The sequence below is a fragment of the Pseudoalteromonas sp. NZS127 genome (assembly GCF_015864805.1).
Classification (GTDB): domain Bacteria; phylum Pseudomonadota; class Gammaproteobacteria; order Enterobacterales; family Alteromonadaceae; genus Pseudoalteromonas; species Pseudoalteromonas nigrifaciens.
Genome location: NZ_JADYWN010000009.1, coordinates 47,944 through 65,433 on the forward strand (window position 1 = coordinate 47,944; position 17,490 = coordinate 65,433).

Below are 17,490 nucleotides of genomic sequence, written 5' to 3' on the forward strand. Positions count from 1 at the left end.
ACTTTAGTGGAGAAAGTACTAATTTACCATTAAAAAAGCCCGCAAAGCGGGCTTAAATATATATTTTATAACTGTTAATTAAAATTAACAGCTGTAATACATTTCAAACTCAATAGGGTGCGTTGTCATGTTAAGTTTTTCAACTTCTTGACTCTTAAGTTTAATGTAAGCATCAATTAAATCATTAGAGAACACATCACCTTGATTTAAAAACTCACGGTCAGCATCAAGAGATGCCAGTGCTTCTTCTAATGAAGAGGCAACGGTTGGAATTTCTGCTGCTTCTTCTGCCGGTAGGTCGTATAAATCTTTATCCATTGCATCACCAGGATGGATTTTATTTTTAATTCCATCAAGGCCAGCCATAAGCATGGCAGCAAAAGCAAGATACGGGTTAGCCGTTGCATCAGGGAAGCGTACTTCAATACGACGACCTTTAGCCGATGGTACTACCGGAATACGAATTGATGCAGAACGGTTACGTGCAGAGTATGCAAGCATTACCGGTGCTTCGTAACCTGGTACTAAACGTTTGTACGAGTTAGTAGAGGCGTTAGCAAACGCATTAATTGCTTTAGCATGTTTAATAATACCGCCAATGTAATAAAGCGCATCTTCAGAAAGACCGCCGTATTTATCACCGGCAAATAAGTTAACACCGTCTTTAGCTAACGACTGATGACAATGCATACCAGAACCGTTATCGCCAACAATAGGTTTAGGCATAAAAGTAGCTGTTTTGCCGTATAAATGAGCCATGTTATGGATAACATACTTCATTTCTTGAATTTCATCGGCTTTAATTACCATAGTATTAAAGCGCGTAGCAATTTCGTTTTGCCCTGCAGTTGCTACTTCGTGGTGGTGTGCTTCAACAACTTGTCCCATTTCTTCTAATACTAGACAAGTAGCAGAGCGCCAATCTTGAAAATCATCAACAGGAGCAACTGGGAAGTAACCGCCTTTAACGCCAGGGCGATGACCTGTATTGCCGTCTGCGTATTCTTTATCTGAGTTCCAAGCAGCTTGCTTAGAATCGATTTTGTACATAGAGCCAGACATGTCTGTTTTATATTTTACGTCATCAAATACGAAGAACTCTGGCTCTGGGCCAAATAAAACCGTATCAGCAATACCCGTAGAGCGCATATATTCTTCAGCACGCTTTGCTACAGAGCGAGGATCGCGCTCGTAACCTTGTAATGTAGAAGGCTCTACTACGTCACAACGTATAATTAATGTGGCTTCTTCAGTGAATGGGTCAAGCTTAGCTGATTCAGCAACAGGCATTAACACCATGTCTGATTCGTTAATGCCTTTCCAGCCAGCAATTGAAGAACCATCGAACATTTTACCATCTTCAAAAAAGTCTTCATCAATTTGATGATGAGGAATTGAAATATGCTGTTCTTTACCTTTGGTATCAGTAAAGCGTAAATCAATGAACTTAACGTCATTTTCTTTAATAAAATCTAAAACCGATTGCGACATGTGTCCTCCAACTATAAGGTTTTATTATTGCTGCTTAAATGCTTTGTGTTTTATAAGCTGATTTTGTGCCACTATTGTAACTTAATGTTTATAAACATAAAAAATACAAAAGTAATAACGGCGGTTACTAATGCGCACCATTTTGGTGCGTAAATGCTTCAATATAGTGCAACAGTTACAGAGTAAAAAGTTGCTCGCTATTTAATCGTGATAGACTAACATAAAGTAAATACAAAAGACTGACCAAAATAGCAATAATGTCATTAAAGTGGAGGTTTTTATAAAAATATTAAAAATTTTATTTTTATAATTAGTTAATTTAAAACAGTAGGTTAAATAAAAAAACCAGAAAGTTTGCAAATTTATTTTGGATAAACTTTCATCCATTCCATTTATAAGGGATAATATGCGCCCTTTTAAATCCTATGCTGGGACATCTCGTGAAAACGCAGGTGAGTGCGTAAGCCCCTGCAGGATCAATGAGATTCAATTTCTCTGAGTGAATATTAATGAGTATCGAAAAGATAAGAAATATAGCAATTATCGCCCACGTTGACCACGGTAAAACTACACTGGTTGACAAACTGCTTGAGTTTTCAGGCACATTAGAAACACGCGGCGGTAATGAAGAGCGCGTGATGGATTCAAACGATATAGAAAGAGAGCGTGGTATTACCATTTTAGCGAAAAACACCGCTATTTCATGGAACGGCTACCACATTAATATCGTAGATACTCCAGGACACGCCGATTTCGGTGGTGAAGTGGAACGCGTACTTTCAATGGCTGACTCAGTATTACTAATTGTTGACGCTCAAGAAGGCCCAATGCCACAAACGCGTTTTGTTACGCAAAAGGCATTTGCGCAAGGTTTAAAGCCAATCGTAGTAATTAACAAAATCGACAAGCCAAGTGCACGTCCTGATTGGGTTATGGATCAAATCTTTGATTTATTCGATAACTTAGGCGCCACTGACGAGCAGTTAGATTTTAAAGTAATCTATGCATCAGCAATCAACGGCTGGGCAACATTAGATTTAGACGAGCCATCTGATAACATGGATGCCATGTTCCAAATGATCGTTGACGAAGTATCACCACCAGATGCAGATCCTGAAGGTGACTTCCAAATGCAGATTTCTCAACTTGATTACAACTCATACGTGGGTGTAATTGGTGTTGGTCGTATCAAGCGTGGTTCTGTTGCTCCAAACCAACAAGTAACTATTATTAGTGCTGATGGTACTAAACGTAACGGTAAAATTGGTACAGTTCAAAGCTACTTAGGCCTTGAGCGTATCGAAACTGACCGTGGTTATGCAGGTAACATCGTTACTGTAACCGGTATTGGCGAGCTTAAGATTTCAGACACTGTTTGTTGTACTACTAACGTTGAAGCATTACCACCACTAAGTGTTGATGAGCCAACAGTAACAATGACATTCTCTGTAAATAACTCACCTTTTTGTGGTAAAGAAGGTAAGTTTGTAACGTCACGTAATATTCGTGAGCGTTTAGACAAAGAATTAGTACACAACGTAGCACTTCGTGTTGAAGATACTGGTAGCCCAGATAGCTTCCGTGTTTCTGGCCGTGGTGAGTTACACCTAGGTATCTTAATCGAAAACATGCGTCGTGAAGGTTACGAGCTTGCAGTATCTCGTCCAGAGGTAATTTTGCGTACTGTTGACGGCGTATTAGAAGAACCGTTTGAAACAGTAACAATTGACTGTCAAGAAGAGCACCAGGGTTCTGTAATGGAGCAAGTTGGCCTACGTAAAGGTGAACTTACTAACATGACTCCAGATGGCAAAGGCCGTATGCGTTTAGACTTTATTATCCCAAGCCGTGGTTTAATTGGTTTCCAAACTGATTTCATGACGCTTACTTCGGGTTCTGGTCTTATGTACCATACGTTCGATCATTACGGTCCTCATAAAGGCGGTTCAATCGGTGTTCGTAAAAACGGCGTAATCATTGCAAATGCTACAGGTAAAGCACTGACTAACGCATTGTTTAACTTACAAGAGCGCGGCCGTTTATTCATCGGTCACGGTGTTGAAGTTTACGAAGGTATGGTTATCGGTATTCATAACCGTGATAACGACCTTACAGTTAACGCCCTTAAAGGTAAGCAGTTAACTAACGTACGTGCATCTGGTACAGATGAAGCGCAAACGCTTTCTCCACCTTTAAACTATTCACTTGAGCAAGCGCTTGAGTTTATTGATGAAGATGAGTTAGTTGAAGTAACGCCACTAAACATTCGTATTCGTAAGCGTCATCTTACAGAAAACGAACGTAAACGTGCGGGTCGTTCGCCTAAGTCATAATCTATTAATTTAGAATAATGATTTTAAAAGCCGCTGTATTGCAAAATACAGCGGCTTTTTTGTGTTTGAAAGTTAGCTAAATAACAGATTAAAGAGGGTAGATTAAAGAAATTATCATCACCGCGATGATTGGCGTGCTGTGCATTACATTGAGTTTTTCTCCTCTAAAAGCGCAGCGCCTCTTAACCTCTTTGTGAATAATTCACTTAAAGATCTTTTGTATGCAGAATGAGAATAAAAAGTAAAAGGGAGAGCTTAAAATAGCCGATAATGCAAAGTACTAGTGTTTGTTGGCAGGGTATTTTTTCGTTGGGTTTCGCTGCGCTCAACCCAACCTACGTGCATTCGTTAAAGTTTGATTGTTTCGCCTTCATTTAAAATATACAGCGGTACTGGTGCATTCATTTTTTTATACATATGCAGTAAGCGCGATAGTGCTGAGTGGCTGCTGTGATCGCCCATTTGCCAGCTTGAGTTGCCATATCCCCATGGTATCATTACTTTGCAATTAAGCTCTGTGGCCGCATTAAGGGCATCCTCTGGCGTGGTATGAACGTAGCGATACCCTTTAGCGTTAGTTTTATGGTAATAAGAGGCAATTGGCATTAGGCATAGGTCTATATCACCGTACTTTTGCTGTATGTCTTTAAAGTGTTGTGAATAGCCAGTATCGCCGGCAAAAAATAAGGTGCTGCCATTTTGTTCAAGCAGCCAGCCATTCCAAGAATCTTTATTATCATCTTCGTAAATATAGGGAATAAGCACCCGATTACTAAAGTGATGCGCAGGCACTGCGTGTATGGTTAAGTCCTCAATGCTGGTTTTTGCATACCACGCCATTTCAGTAATATTAAAGCCACCCGTTGGGAAGTTATCTGCCATTCCTAGGGGGGCTAAATAACGTGGTTGAGTACCCAGTTTTTTAATATCTGCTTTATTAAAGTGATCGTAATGAATATGCGAATACATAACGGCGTTAACGTTTTCAAGTGTTTGCTTATTTGGCCATGCTCCGGGTTTGCGATAAAACCCACCTGCAAGCTTAAAGCCTAAATCAACCGGTGAATCAAACTGCTCACTAACCGGATCAAATAATACATTTTGTCCATTAGGTGTACTGACCACAAAGCTGGCATGCCCTAACCAACGAACCGTATAACCGGTATTGAGCTGCGGCTTAATTTGCTTCCCTTGATACTGGCAGTTGCTGCTGGGTGTTTCGCAAATCAAGTCCGGATGTGGCGGGTAGCAGTTCTGCTCGCAGGTGGTTGGGTAAACCTTTTTGCCTGGATATAAATTATGGTAACGGTCTGTTTGGTTGTTAACGGCAATAACTGAGTTTTTGTCAGCTATTTTTTGCACCTGATTAGGTGTACTACACGCTGATAAAAAACAGCTTATAAAGATTATAAGGGCAATGTGTTTCATAATTAAATCCGTTTTAAAATAGTGCTAAAGCAGCCATGCAGCCATAAAAAAGCCTGCAATAATGCAGGCAAATTTAAATATAATATCAACTAACTAACCGGCACTATTCATTTGTTCAATAAATTTATTTGAGTCGGCAATCGATTTATTCATATCGTTCATTAGCAATTGTATATCGCGTTTAAGGTTAGTGAATTCACCTTTAATAGCCGATACCGCTTGTGCGTTTAAGTTATGCTTTAAGTATAAAACGTTATCATGAAGCGATGTTAATACCGGCTCCATTTTGCTCTCTGCGCTGCGCATTGAGCGTAATAGCTGATCAAATTGACGCTTAGTCGCGGCTAGCTTTTTACTGCTTTCACGCTTAAGTGATGCGCTTTTGTACTGCTCTAGCTCATCGCTCCACTCATCAAATAAGGCTTCTGCTACGTCTTCTACTTTATTGATGTTAGTTGACACTTCGTTAGCGGCTTTTAAGCTCGACTCGTAGTCATCGTTTAACTGATTGTAGGTGTCTTGCAGTTCGCCACCATTAAAATCAATAAGTGTAGTTAAGCGCTCAAGCGCTGATTTAAACTCTTCTTGAGACTCTTGTTGCGAGTCTTTGGTTTCTTCTACGCGGTCAATAAGAATATCACGTTTGTGAACACCTACTTTTTCCATGGCCGAGTAATAAGCCGACTGGCAACCCGATAATGTTAGTACAAGTGCAAGTACGGTAACACTCAGTAATGTTTGTTTTTTCATTTGGTTTCCTATTTACGTGTGTTAATGCTGTAAATTATGGTGCTGATTGTTATTATGGTCAAAATTATATTAGCACAAGTCAATGTTATGAACGATAAGCTCTCTTATTATAAACAGCAAGTTGGATCTTTTTTGCGGCAGCAACCCGGCTGGTGGATGCAATATATTAACCGCTGTATTGATGACCAAATAACCGTTAATGCGGGCTATTTAGCTTATGTAACTTTGCTGTCTTTGGTGCCATTGATTGCCGTAGGTGTGGCGATATTTTCGGCTTTCCCGGGGTTTGAATCAACTCGATTAGCAATTGAAAGCTTTTTATTTACTAACTTTGTGCCTACTTCGTCAGATGTTATTAAAGAGCATATTAGCTCGTTTGCGGGCAATGCAAATCAAATGACCGCAGTGGGTATTGGCTTTTTAGCTGCTATTGCCTTATTACTCATTCGTAATGTTGATGCCACGCTTAACCGTATTTGGCGAATTAAGAAAAAGCGTCCAATGATGATTTCGTTTGCCGTTTATTGGATGGTACTCAGTTTAGGACCCGTATTTTTAGGCGGCAGTATTGCAGTTACTTCGTATATTGTATCGCTGGTGTCGTTTGCTGATCAGGGGATTCCGGGATTTAGTGGCTTTTTATTAAAGTTATTACCGTACGGCATTTCTATGGTGGGTTTTATTATGCTCTACACCTTGGTGCCCAACACTCGAGTGTCGTTTAAAGCGGCGATACCTGGGGCACTATTTGCTGCCATGTTGTTTGAGTTAACTAAAAAAGGTTTTGCACTTTATATTAGCCACTTTCCATCTTATGAAGTTATTTATGGTGCAGTTGCTACCATTCCTATTTTGTTTGTGTGGATATATTTGTCGTGGATAGTGGTGTTGCTGGGCGCTGAGCTTACGGCGTGTATTAGCCCTGAAAATATAGAAGACACGCCAGAAATAGAGCTAGACGAGCAACCAAATACAAAGGATACGCTGTAAAATGCAAGGTTTAATACAACGTGTAAAACATGCCAAAGTAGAAATTAATAACCAAGTAGTTGGCGAAATTGGTCAAGGAATTTTAGTGTTGTTGGGTGTTGAAAAACAAGATGACGAGCAAGCGGCCGATAAGTTACTACATAAGATTAGTAATTACCGCATTTTTACTGACGAAAACGACAAAATGAACCTAAGTCTAAAAGATATTGCTGGTGAGCTATTAGTGGTGTCGCAGTTTACTTTGGCGGCAAATACTAAAAAGGGCATGCGACCTAGCTTTTCATCGGCGGCAACCCCAAGCCAAGCTAATGAGTTATACGAGTACTTTGTAGCGCAAGCCAAGGCGCTTAATTTAACGGTTGCTACCGGTGAGTTTGGTGCCGATATGCAAGTGAGCTTGTGTAACGATGGGCCAGTAACCTTTAATTTAGCTGTTTAGTGATCACCACGATATGATTTATATAGCCTGCTACTTTTTGCGGGCTAACTTTATAACCAAATACATTAAGTAATACTTGCTGTAACTGTTTTAATTGCGACTCATGTTGCGATAAAAAATTAATAAATAGCGTGCCGTTGTTGTTAAGGGCTGCGTGTATTTTTTGATAAAAAGCGGGTGCGAATAAAAATCGTGGCGCGTCTATTTGGCTAAATAAATCTAAAATAATCCAATCTATGTTGCGGGCGCGACCCAGTACTTGCTGGGCATCCTCACAAAGTAACCGCTGTGTATTATTACTAGGCACTTGCTGCGTAGTAAAAAACTTTTTATAACAACTAATTATATCTGCATTTATTTCAGCTGAGGTGATTTTTGCGTGTGGATATTGGTGCAGCAAATAATTACGAATTGCTCCGCCGCCAAGCCCCAGCTCGAGTACTTTTTTAGGAGTACTTAATGTGTGCCAATGCTGTGCTAAGCACTGTAAGTGTGGCAGTAATAAATTGCTTGGTTGCTGCTGCGTTACCACAGATTGCAGAGTGTCATTTATTAGCAGCCAACGCAGTTGCTGATGTTGGCGTACTTGAATGTGATCGCCCCCATATTTATGCCAATAAAGTAACTGGCCAACACTGTGGCTGTTTTCAATAAAATAGCTATTAATCAGGCCATTTACAGGGTTTATGTATTCGCTCATGTTGCTCAGCATAAACTAGCATAGCTAAAGCGCAATGGCTTTTGTCATTAATTTTTTACACTTTGCATTTGCCATCACCAAAGTCGTATTGGCAGTTTTTTTTAGATGGAGTATGGTATTTGCCATAATTAAGTGACGTTGTATTTTATTTACGGCTTAACAGCAGGAGTATGTATGTTTCAGGTAAGTACACCGCAAAGTAGTGAAGATTGGCAAGCCTATTATCAATTACGCTGGGAAATTTTACGTGCCCCTTGGGGTGAGCCACGTGGTTCTGAACAGGATGATTTAGAACAAGATGCCGAGCATCGCTTTATTAAAAATAAAGCGGGTAAAGTATTAGGGGTGGCGCGGCTGCACTTTAATAACCAGCAACAAGCTCAAGTTCGCTATATGGCTGTAGCTGAAGAAAGCCGTAATCAGCATATTGGTAGTCGTTTATTACATGACCTAGAAAAAATAGCATGGTCACAAGACGCTGCAGAGTTAGTGTTATTTGCACGCGAGCGCGCACTCGAATTTTATAAGCGCCATGGTTATGAAACACAAGAAAAAGCGCATTTAGCGTACGGCGATGTACAACACTATAAAATGGTAAAACAAAAGCCATCAGAGCCTGGCTGGTTTCGCCACCCTAACTGGACTCAAGTGCTGCAAAACACTTGGCGTGAGTCAATTCCAATTAGTGATGCAATGGGCATTAAAGTAGAGAGCTATACCGACTGGCAATTTACGACTAGCGCAGATTTAGATGCTAATTTAAACCTGCATAACACTATGTTTGCTGGTTCTATTTATAGCTTAGCAACCCTTACGGGATGGGGCGCAACCTACTTAGCACTTAAAGAAGCAGGGCTTGAAGGGAGTATTGTATTAGCCGATGCCAATATTAAATATTTAAAACCGCTTAGCAGTGATCCACGCGGCTGTGTTGATATACAAAGCTGTAAGGGTAAGCTCAGCGAGTTAGAAACTGAGGGTAAAGCCAGCTATTTAGTGCCTGTTATTATTTATGATGGTGATAAGGTAGTGGCTGAATTTGAAGGGCAGTTTGTAGTAAAAAAATAAGCTGTTAGCACTTTATAATTGAATTAAGCACGAAAAAAGCCAAGCAATGCTTGGCTTTTTAATTTATTTACTTTAATCGCTCATTAATTAAAGTAAATCGGTAAGTAGTATACCTACGCCAATGCGTTCTATATCAGCGTTGTAATCAATTAAGCTTTCGCCATAGCCATTAAAGTACTGTGCATAACCACGCACTCGGCCCCAAAGCGGAAATGACCAATCGAGCTGTAAAGCACCGCGATTGTCTGAATTTAGGTTGTTACGGGTCATAAAGCTAAATTCATGTTCATTAAGGCGATACGCACCGCTAAACTCAAAGTAACCCATGTATTTGTAAATGTCAGGGTTGTCGTCGCCTCTTGGATCTAAAGGTGTTTCTTTCTCGCTTTCTGAAATACGATACCAAGGCTTAAAGTTAAATACAAAGCCATTTTTTTCCCAAATAAAGTTAGCGTAAATACGGTTCCATGAACGTGAGTTTGGCTGGCTATTACCGTTAGACTGATGCGAAATACCCAAAACAACAGCCATTTCGTCGCCCCAAGGAACGTGCTCTTGATCTAAATAGTTAACCCAAAAAATTTCTGGCTCGTAGTTGGTCTCACGAAATGGTGATGAGCTTTCTTTGTTATAAAGCTGCCAATATGACTGTAGTGTAAAGGCAAAAAATATAGCTTGGTCTTCATCAGAAAAGTCATTGAAGAGAGGCACCTTAATTGAAAGCTGATACTTGGCTTCTAAGTTATCGAGTGGCTCGTCATTTTTTTCGCCAGTTAGCTCGTCGAATGTTTCAAATGAGCTATTGTTCGGATGCGATACATACGAGATAGGTAAAATGTAGTTACGTTTATGTGGCGTAATAACATTACGGTTTTTTTGGCTTACTGCTTCACGTGCTTTGCGCTTATCGATAGCGGTAAGCTGTTTATCTTCTTCAAGAGCGGAGCATTTTTTACGAAGCTGGTCGAGTGTTTGCTTGCCGTCTCCACCAATCACTTCATTTAAAATACATTGTTTTACCAGCTCAATATTACTATTTTGCTCATTGCTTTTAGGCTTTTCTTCAGCAAAAACAGTAGTACTAACTAATGTTGAAAGTATGATCAAGTATCGCCAGCTCATTGTAATTCCTTTGTGAGTATTGATGGTTTAATGCGTTAATTTAATTATAACGCCTTTTTACATATGTAACGGTGAACTTTTACTGAATTTACGTATATTTTGTATAATTAGATCAAAATAAAAGCGGCCTAAGCCGCTTTTATAATGCAAATTAACTATAGTTAACTTACTCTCACGCAATGAGAAGGGAGAGCTTAAAGCTCAAATACGTTAGTAAAAAATTTATACAGTTCAGTGCCTTGGTTAACACTCGCCGAGGCAAAGTGCAGTATGGCAATAGCATCACACTCAAGGATAAGTGTTTGTAGTGGCTGTTCACTTAAATAACGCTCCATGCGCAGTATTTTAGCAATTGGCTCACCCGCTTTAATATGCGCGCCTAGGGGGGCAATATACTCAACCATTCCGCCCATGGGCGCGTAATAAGCAAAGTAATCATTTAAATGACACGCGTAGCGAGTAATGCTAGCCGGCGTGTGGGGTGCATTTTCAAATACGGCTTTATAATTTAAGTAACTTAAAATACTGTTTGCATCGTTTAGTGCTTCGCTCAAGTCTATTTTTTCTTGGCTGCCTAGCTCTACAGTAAAAGCTTCTACAGGTATGCTTAGCTCGCGACCTTGTTTGCTCAGTGCTTCGCTTAAATGCCACCAGGGGCAAAAGTTTGCTTCATCCATAGCGCCGTCAAAATCACTAGGAATAAGCAGTACGTGCTCAATATTAAAATACCGAGCGCTATTAGCTGCATAGGTTGGGCAGTACAAGTGCTTGCTTGAAATAGGACCTGTGTGTAAATCCAGTACTATATCGGCTTGGTGAGCGAGCTTTTGTAAGTTAAGTGCAATGCGTTTACCTGTATTGAGTAAATAAGCAGGGCCGTTGAGTTTGCTGTCAACTTCGTCAATAAGTGCCTGTTTAAACGTGCTTTTTAATGTGGCATCGTCGTATTGCGTATGGTTTTTTGCAAACTGAGTGACTAACTCAGTATTATAATGATACATCCTATTCCAATTAGTGCCGGTGATAGGGTCGAACCGACCTAAGGTAAATTCCCCCGACTTTTGATTACAACCAATAGGATTGGCATAGGGCACTAAAGTAATATCACCTTTAAGATTGAGGTGCTTTAATTGTTCAAGTAGTTGAAAAATTACCGCATTACCTTGTACTTCAGCCCCGTGCATGTTGGCCTGAATATACACACTTGGCCCCGTGCCACCGCCTTTTAAACGATACACAGGAATAGTGAGTGGTAAGCCATTGGCAACTTCACCAACGACGATGTTTTCTTGACTAATTGGTGAGGCGATCATGAGTATCTCAACATTTTAATTTTATCTCGGGTACTTTATTTTAGGTACATTATCTTAGGTAAATTATCTCAAGTAATAACTGGCATCTTCGGCTGCACGTAGGCAGCTAAGTTTGTTTTGTTCTAAAACATATTCGCCTGCAAGTTCGTGGCATAAAAAGTACGGCATACTTTCACTAAAACCATAGGCACCACATTGACTAAACACCAACCAGTCGTGTTCATTTAGATCACTTGGTAATGCGTGCTCGCCCAAGCAATCGAGTGCGGTACAAAGTGGCCCGTATAAGCTCATAGCTTGGGTTGGTGTGTTTGAATCTCGTAGTAACGCTGCTGGAAAGTCTTGACTAGTGACGGCTGGGCGCAATAAGTGGTTTATGCCGCCACTTAAAATAACTTGTTGTTGGCCATAGTTTTGTTTTCGCTCTACCACTGGGGTTGCGTAATGTCCGCATTCACCCACGGCATAGCGGCCAAGCTCCATCCATAGCTCTTCAACGCCCGCCTGTTTTTTAATTTTAGCGAGGGCTGTTATTAAGTCATCCCAATTAAGCGTTATGTCGTTTTGCGTATACGGAATACCTAAGCCGCCACCTAAATCTAAAATTTTAAGGTTTATATTTAAATCGCGAGCAAGCTGGCTAAGTGGTGCAATCATTTGTGACCACAACTCACTGAGTTTTTGCGTACTGAGCATATTTCCCCATTGAAAAATATGCAGGCCATCAAAGCTAAGTGCGTCATAGTCGGTAATATTAAGTGCCTGCCACTCTGTACAACCGAGTCCAAATGGCGTGAGGCTATCGCCACCTAGTGGATTTTTTTCGCCCTCGGGCCAACGTAACTGTACGCGCAGTAATACCTGTAGTTGACAGTTTTGTAGCTTGGCTTGCTCATTGAGCCAGCGAACTTGATTAAGACTTTCGGCAACAAAAGTACGTACGCCGCGCTCAATAAAGTGTTTAATTTGTTTTGGGCTTTTAGCTGGCCCGGTGTTGAGCACGCGATCGCTACTAACGCCTTGAGCAAGTACTTGCTCAAGCTCGCCTTTACTGGCTACGTCAAAATTAAACCCGGCGTTATCTAAGCATTGAATAATTTTAGACAGTGGATTTGCTTTAACCGCATACCACAGTTTTACCTCGGTTTGTGCGACCAATTGTGCCAAGTGATTATTTAGCGTATCTAGGTCGTAAACAAAAAATGGGCTATCGAGTTGGCTTGATAATTCATTAATTGCCGTTTTAACGCCCGTGCTCAAAAAGCTCATTAACGTAAAACCTCTTCAAGTAGTAATGATGCATCACTTTGCTCATCGCGGTACTTAACAATTAACGCGCACGACATGCTTAAACCTTGTGCACGCGCCCATTCGTTTGAAGCAGGGCGAGAGCCTGGTATTACAATAGCGTACTCAGGAATTGGCTCGCCTTTATCAAGTTGGCGCTCGTTTACACAGTCGTATACCGGAATCGTGGCCGATAAACGTACACCAGGAGCAAGCACTGCGCCTTTTTTAATTACTACGCCTTCAACAATTACGCAGCCTGCGCCAATAAATGCATCATCTTCAACTACCACTGGGCTGGCACCAATTGGCTCTAACACACCACCAAGTTGCACGGCTGCGCTAAGGTGTACATTTTTACCTACTTGCGCACACGAGCCAACTAAAGCGTGGCTATCTACCATAGTGCCTTCGTCAATGTATGCGCCAATATTTACATACGCTGGTGGCATAATAATAGTGCCTTTAGCTACATAAGCACCACGGCGCACGCTTGAGCCACCCGGGACCATACGTACGCCATCGGTGGCACTAAACTGTTGTGGCGCTAAGTTATGTTTATCAACAAAGCCACCGGCAAATTCGGTGTTTGTACCATTTTTAAAGGCTTCTAAAATACCTTGTTTTACTGCAACGTTAGCCTGCCATTGGCCGCTTTCGTTTTGTGATGCTGCGCGTACTGCGCCCGACTCTAAATTATTTAATAGTTCTAACCAGCTCATTATAAAAACCTATGTTTAATGCCAAGATAAAATGGTGTTGTTTGCTTGTTCAATGCACGTTGTTTGCGTTAATTCGAGGTGAGTTAACGGGGGGCGTAAATACGAACTCGTTAATCGCCCTTGTAAATGCATGAGTACTTTAACGGGAATGGGGTTTGCTACAGTGAACAAGCTACTGATTGCGCTTGACCACTGAGTAAATAAATTGGGGTATTGGCCACTTAGGCTACGCTGTACAAATTCGTGAGTTTGTAGCGGCCAAGCATTAGCTGCTACCGATACCAGTCCTTTAGCACCGGCTTGGGCAAAGTAGGGCATAAGCGCATCATCGCCGCTAAAAATAGCTAAGTTAGGAGCCGCTTGACGGTAAGCTTCAAATTGCGCAATGTTGCCACTGGCTTCTTTAAGTGCCCATAGGTTTTTATGTTGCTGTAGGTTTTGAATGGTTGCTACTGGAATATCGACAGCGCTTCGCCCTGGTACGTTATAAAGCATACAAGGGTGTTTACTTATATTTAAAAGGCTTTCAAACCAATGGGTTTGTCCAATTACACCGGGCTTTGCATAAAGCGGCGAGCCAAGTAAAAAACTATGAATAGGCAGGTGGTTACAGTATTCAACCCAGGCTAATTGCTGTTTGAGGTTCATACCACCTACAGCCACCATTAAGGGTACATTAGGTGATAATTGGCACACGTGCTCAACAATGGCTTGTTGCTCTTTAAGTGTTAAGGCTAAGCCTTCACCTGTGCTGCCTAGTAATAAAATGGCATTATTAGCAGCAGCTTGCTCAGCAACCAAAGTGGTTAAGGTGCCATAGTCGATTGTACCGTTTTGATTAAACGGAGTAACGAGCGCCGTCCAGACTGAGTAGTCATCTAAATTAAAGTTTTTGATCATCTCTCGCGAACTTATAGAATGTTCGGCGAGTTAAGAAGCTATATAGGAAAGAGCCGCATTAACATCGTTCGAACAAATACCCACGTGTAGGGTATGTTATAATTCGAAGAGCGAATGGGCTTAAATAATAGGGCGCACGGCCTTATTATACTAAGACCAGAAGCTCTCCACCAAACTAATAAGCTACGTTTAAATAGCTATTGGTGACAGTCGCTAGGATTCAACCTAGTCGCCCGAAACAACAATGACACAAACATTGTTGTTTCTCGGCGTTAATTCCCCTTACGTATGCTCAATGGAGTTTGTGCTCCTAACATACGCTACCTGAATAACGCACCTCTTCCAGCCCTTTATATTTGTACTGCTAGCAATACAAATATAATTAAATAGGGTAAGTGCGATGATTAAATCATTTTAGCCATCTGGGTGTCAAGCAGCTAAATGCAGATAGTGTCATCGATTTTGGTTACGGTTACGTATAATGACAATTTCCCTTAAACTAGAGGGTAATCGCGGCGCGAAATTTGTAACTGCAAAATAAGGTTTCAAGCAGATGGAAAAATTTAATGATATTTATCAGCGAGCAGTAGAGCGAAAAGGCTCAACACAAATGCTACAGCAACTACTCGCTAAACCCGCATCTAAGCAACAATTAGCAGCTTTAAGTGATGATGATTGGCTGGAAGAGTTTACGCGTAAGGTTTTTCAAAGTGGCTTTTACTGGTCGGTTATTAACAGCAAGTGGGCAGGTTTTAGAGAGGTTTTTTGGCAGTTTAGCGTTGAAAAATTATTAATGATGCCACCCGATATGTTGGAGCAAAAAGCCAGCGACGAGCGTATTGTTCGCAATTATAAAAAAGTAAAAACGATCCCCGAAAATGCGTTCATGATCCATGAGGTTACCCAGCAACATGGTAGCTTTAGTCAGTTTATTGCAGACTGGCCAAGTGAAGATATTATTGGTTTGTGGGCGTACTTAAAAAAACACGGTGCACGCTTGGGTGGAAATACCGGCCCTTATACTTTGCGTGCATTGGGTAAAGACACCTTTTTATTATCGCGGGATGTTGAGAGTTATTTGCGCGCGCACAAAATTATTGATGGTGGCTTACAAACTAAAAAGTCGTTAACTGCAGCGCAAGCGTTCTTTAATGAATTACAGCAACAAAGCGGTTTGAGCATGCAAGAGCTAAGCTTAATTATAGCCTACAGTGTAGGCGATAATCGTGTAGGTATAAGCCAACAACAGTAGAGGGTAGTTATGAATTTAATGCCAAGGTACAGACAAGTAGCCGACAATTTTGCAATTGAAGATCGCCCATCTAAGGTGGCCGCCCCACAGCTATTACTCTGGAACGACAGCTTAGCTAAAGCGTTTAATATTAATGTAGCTCCTGAGTTACGGGCCAGTACTTTTGGCGGCAACGAACAGCAAGCAATTGCAGCGGTTGCACTAGGATACTCAGGGCATCAATTTGGACATTTTTCACCACGCTTAGGCGATGGGCGTGCTCATTTGCTAGGAGCAGTAGCGGATGCGCAAAACCAATTATGGGACATTCAATTAAAAGGCTCTGGTGCCACTCCTTACTCTCGTGGTGGCGATGGCCGGTGTGCACTTGGCCCGGCAATACGTGAATATATAATGAGCGAAGCAATGCAAGCGTTAGGTATTAAAACCACGCGCTGCTTAGCTGTGGTTGGTAGTGGCGAAACTGTGTACAGAAACCCACCTCAGCCTGGCGCTATTGTGACGCGCTTAGCCAGTAGCCACATTCGTGTTGGCTCGTTTCAGTATTTAGCAACACAAGGTGACGTTGCAGGGCTTAAAAACCTTGCCGACTTAGCTATTGAGCGTCATTACCCAAAAATTCAAGCAACAGGACCTGAGCGCTATTTAGCGTTTTTAGCTGCAGTGATTAAAAACCAAGTTGAGCTGGTGGTTAGTTGGATGCGAGTAGGCTTTATACATGGCGTAATGAATACCGATAATACGCTGGTTAGTGGCGAAACTATCGACTATGGCCCATGCGCCATGATGAACAGCTTTGATTTTGATACCGTGTTTAGCTCTATTGATAAGCAAGGGCGTTATGCATTTGGTAATCAACCTAATATTGCTAACTGGAACTGCGCTCGCTTAGCTGAGAGTTTAATACCGCTTGTACATGATGACGACGAACAAGCTGTGTCATTAATGACTCCAATACTAGATGGTTTTGCTGAGCAATTTAATGCTGAATTTAGTGCAATGTGGGCAACTAAGCTAGGCTTAGCTGATACAGATACAGCCGATAAAGAGTTAATTGCAGAGCTATTACAGTTATTAAAAGAGCATCAACTCGACTATACCAATACGTTTGATGCACTAACCGAGTCTTTAACAGGTGTAATGAGCATACCAGAGGCATTAGTTCAGTGGGCCTGTAAGTGGCAAAAATGCACCGATGATCGCAGCTATATTGTAATGCGCGCAGCTAATCCACGAGTTATTCCTCGTAACCATGTGATCGAAAAAATACTTAGTGAGTATAATAAGGCAGGCTCAAGTGAATTACTGCATGAGTTTATGCAGGTTATGCACACACCTTATAAAAATACAGACAAATTGGCAAAATTTCAGGATGCACCTAGCAGTGATAAAGAGTATTATACTTTTTGTGGTACTTAATTATTAGATGTAAATTTAAGTTGCTGATTATAAAAGGTCATTTAGCGGCGGTAGCGCTGCTTTATTATTGAGCACAATAAACTGAGCTGATATTATTGATATGCATTTAAAGCTAAGTGGCTGGCGCTCAATATAAACTCAGCGAGTGAAGTAGGTATGGTTATTTAATAAATTTAGATACCAGCAATAGTATTTATTATTTAGGGGTTGGGTAAAGTAATTTATATGTCCTAAACTTACTAATACCGTACATATAGAGTATTAAAAACGAATTAA

Annotated in this window: 15 protein-coding genes and 1 riboswitch; of the genes, 6 read left to right on the forward strand and 9 right to left on the reverse strand. The window is 41.0% G+C overall.

All coding sequences use genetic code 11. The features are described from left to right. Window positions 1-84: 84 nt before the first annotated feature. The gene (gene glnA / locus I6E78_RS10050) at window positions 85-1,491 is read right to left on the reverse strand and encodes a glutamate--ammonia ligase (protein ID WP_011326885.1); all 1,407 of its coding nucleotides are present in this window, start codon (window positions 1,489-1,491) and stop codon (window positions 85-87) included. Between the two features lie 509 nt (window positions 1,492-2,000). On the opposite strand from glnA, the gene typA reads away from it, so the two are divergent. After that, window positions 2,001-3,824 carry a translational GTPase TypA gene (gene typA / locus I6E78_RS10055; protein ID WP_197182400.1) on the forward strand — a complete coding sequence of 608 codons (1,824 nt, stop codon included), beginning with the start codon at window positions 2,001-2,003 and terminating at the stop codon, window positions 3,822-3,824. 348 nt (window positions 3,825-4,172) lie between these two features. On the opposite strand, the gene I6E78_RS10060 is transcribed toward typA, so the two are convergent. Together I6E78_RS10060 and I6E78_RS10065 are read right to left on the reverse strand one after the other, a co-directional pair. Next, complete coding sequence (locus I6E78_RS10060; protein WP_197182401.1) at window positions 4,173-5,252, reverse strand: MBL fold metallo-hydrolase; 1,080 nt, start codon at window positions 5,250-5,252, stop codon at window positions 4,173-4,175. 93 nt (window positions 5,253-5,345) lie between these two features. Further along, complete coding sequence (locus I6E78_RS10065; protein ID WP_058372330.1) at window positions 5,346-6,002, reverse strand: DUF2959 domain-containing protein; 657 nt, start codon at window positions 6,000-6,002, stop codon at window positions 5,346-5,348. Between the two features lie 87 nt (window positions 6,003-6,089). On the opposite strand from I6E78_RS10065, the gene I6E78_RS10070 reads away from it, so the two are divergent. Together I6E78_RS10070 and dtd are read left to right on the forward strand one after the other, a co-directional pair. Beyond that, a complete protein-coding gene (locus tag I6E78_RS10070; RefSeq protein ID WP_058374482.1) occupies window positions 6,090-6,992 on the forward strand; it encodes a virulence factor BrkB family protein in 903 nt (300 codons plus the stop codon). 1 nt (window position 6,993) lies between these two features. Continuing rightward, window positions 6,994-7,431, forward strand: coding sequence for a D-aminoacyl-tRNA deacylase (dtd, locus tag I6E78_RS10075; protein ID WP_058372331.1), 438 nt, complete (start codon window positions 6,994-6,996; stop codon window positions 7,429-7,431). On the opposite strand, the gene I6E78_RS10080 is transcribed toward dtd, so the two are convergent. Then, on the reverse strand, window positions 7,415-8,143 hold the full coding sequence (locus I6E78_RS10080; protein WP_058372332.1) for a spermidine synthase: 729 nt from the start codon (window positions 8,141-8,143) through the stop codon (window positions 7,415-7,417). The genes dtd and I6E78_RS10080 overlap by 17 nt on opposite strands. 162 nt (window positions 8,144-8,305) lie before the next feature. Between I6E78_RS10080 and I6E78_RS10085 the strand changes: the two genes are divergently transcribed. After that, a complete protein-coding gene (locus tag I6E78_RS10085; RefSeq protein WP_058372333.1) occupies window positions 8,306-9,199 on the forward strand; it encodes a bifunctional GNAT family N-acetyltransferase/hotdog fold thioesterase in 894 nt (297 codons plus the stop codon). 87 nt (window positions 9,200-9,286) lie between these two features. On the opposite strand, the gene I6E78_RS10090 is transcribed toward I6E78_RS10085, so the two are convergent. From I6E78_RS10090 to dapA, 5 genes are all read right to left on the reverse strand, one after another. After that, a complete protein-coding gene (locus I6E78_RS10090) occupies window positions 9,287-10,321 on the reverse strand; it encodes a phospholipase A (RefSeq protein ID WP_197182402.1) in 1,035 nt (344 codons plus the stop codon). A gap of 194 nt (window positions 10,322-10,515) precedes the next feature. Beyond that, window positions 10,516-11,634, reverse strand: a complete 1,119-nt coding sequence (locus tag I6E78_RS10095) for a succinylglutamate desuccinylase/aspartoacylase family protein (protein WP_197182403.1) — start codon at window positions 11,632-11,634, stop codon at window positions 10,516-10,518. A 63-nt stretch (window positions 11,635-11,697) separates the two neighbouring features. Beyond that, window positions 11,698-12,903 carry a PLP-dependent decarboxylase gene (locus tag I6E78_RS10100; protein ID WP_197182404.1) on the reverse strand — a complete coding sequence of 402 codons (1,206 nt, stop codon included), beginning with the start codon at window positions 12,901-12,903 and terminating at the stop codon, window positions 11,698-11,700. After that, window positions 12,903-13,643, reverse strand: coding sequence for a 2,3,4,5-tetrahydropyridine-2,6-dicarboxylate N-succinyltransferase (locus I6E78_RS10105; protein ID WP_058372337.1), 741 nt, complete (start codon window positions 13,641-13,643; stop codon window positions 12,903-12,905). Before I6E78_RS10105 ends, I6E78_RS10100 begins: the two co-directional genes overlap by 1 nt. Before the next feature lie 15 nt (window positions 13,644-13,658). Continuing rightward, complete coding sequence (gene dapA / locus I6E78_RS10110) at window positions 13,659-14,543, reverse strand: 4-hydroxy-tetrahydrodipicolinate synthase (protein ID WP_011326898.1); 885 nt, start codon at window positions 14,541-14,543, stop codon at window positions 13,659-13,661. A 152-nt stretch (window positions 14,544-14,695) separates the two neighbouring features. After that, window positions 14,696-14,893: riboswitch (Lysine riboswitch) on the reverse strand. A 203-nt stretch (window positions 14,894-15,096) separates the two neighbouring features. Between dapA and I6E78_RS10115 the strand changes: the two genes are divergently transcribed. Next, complete coding sequence (locus tag I6E78_RS10115) at window positions 15,097-15,795, forward strand: DNA-3-methyladenine glycosylase I (RefSeq protein WP_058372338.1); 699 nt, start codon at window positions 15,097-15,099, stop codon at window positions 15,793-15,795. A 9-nt stretch (window positions 15,796-15,804) separates the two neighbouring features. Next, window positions 15,805-17,214 carry a protein adenylyltransferase SelO gene (locus I6E78_RS10120; RefSeq protein ID WP_197182405.1) on the forward strand — a complete coding sequence of 470 codons (1,410 nt, stop codon included), beginning with the start codon at window positions 15,805-15,807 and terminating at the stop codon, window positions 17,212-17,214. The last annotated feature ends 276 nt before the right edge of the window (window positions 17,215-17,490 follow it).

Excerpts from the sequence above, each read along its gene's own strand:
- glnA (WP_011326885.1), bottom strand. The coding sequence starts at position 1,491 with ATGTCGCAATCGGTTTTAGATTTTATTAAAGAAAATGACGTTAAGTTC.
- typA (WP_197182400.1), top strand. The coding sequence starts at position 2,001 with ATGAGTATCGAAAAGATAAGAAATATAGCAATTATCGCCCACGTTGAC.
- I6E78_RS10060 (WP_197182401.1), bottom strand. The coding sequence starts at position 5,252 with ATGAAACACATTGCCCTTATAATCTTTATAAGCTGTTTTTTATCAGCG.
- I6E78_RS10065 (WP_058372330.1), bottom strand. The coding sequence starts at position 6,002 with ATGAAAAAACAAACATTACTGAGTGTTACCGTACTTGCACTTGTACTA.
- I6E78_RS10070 (WP_058374482.1), top strand. The coding sequence starts at position 6,090 with ATGAACGATAAGCTCTCTTATTATAAACAGCAAGTTGGATCTTTTTTG.
- dtd (WP_058372331.1), top strand. The coding sequence starts at position 6,994 with ATGCAAGGTTTAATACAACGTGTAAAACATGCCAAAGTAGAAATTAAT.
- I6E78_RS10080 (WP_058372332.1), bottom strand. The coding sequence starts at position 8,143 with ATGCTGAGCAACATGAGCGAATACATAAACCCTGTAAATGGCCTGATT.
- I6E78_RS10085 (WP_058372333.1), top strand. The coding sequence starts at position 8,306 with ATGTTTCAGGTAAGTACACCGCAAAGTAGTGAAGATTGGCAAGCCTAT.
- I6E78_RS10090 (WP_197182402.1), bottom strand. The coding sequence starts at position 10,321 with ATGAGCTGGCGATACTTGATCATACTTTCAACATTAGTTAGTACTACT.
- I6E78_RS10095 (WP_197182403.1), bottom strand. The coding sequence starts at position 11,634 with ATGATCGCCTCACCAATTAGTCAAGAAAACATCGTCGTTGGTGAAGTT.
- I6E78_RS10100 (WP_197182404.1), bottom strand. The coding sequence starts at position 12,903 with ATGAGCTTTTTGAGCACGGGCGTTAAAACGGCAATTAATGAATTATCA.
- I6E78_RS10105 (WP_058372337.1), bottom strand. The coding sequence starts at position 13,643 with ATGAGCTGGTTAGAACTATTAAATAATTTAGAGTCGGGCGCAGTACGC.
- dapA (WP_011326898.1), bottom strand. The coding sequence starts at position 14,543 with ATGATCAAAAACTTTAATTTAGATGACTACTCAGTCTGGACGGCGCTC.
- I6E78_RS10115 (WP_058372338.1), top strand. The coding sequence starts at position 15,097 with ATGGAAAAATTTAATGATATTTATCAGCGAGCAGTAGAGCGAAAAGGC.
- I6E78_RS10120 (WP_197182405.1), top strand. The coding sequence starts at position 15,805 with ATGAATTTAATGCCAAGGTACAGACAAGTAGCCGACAATTTTGCAATT.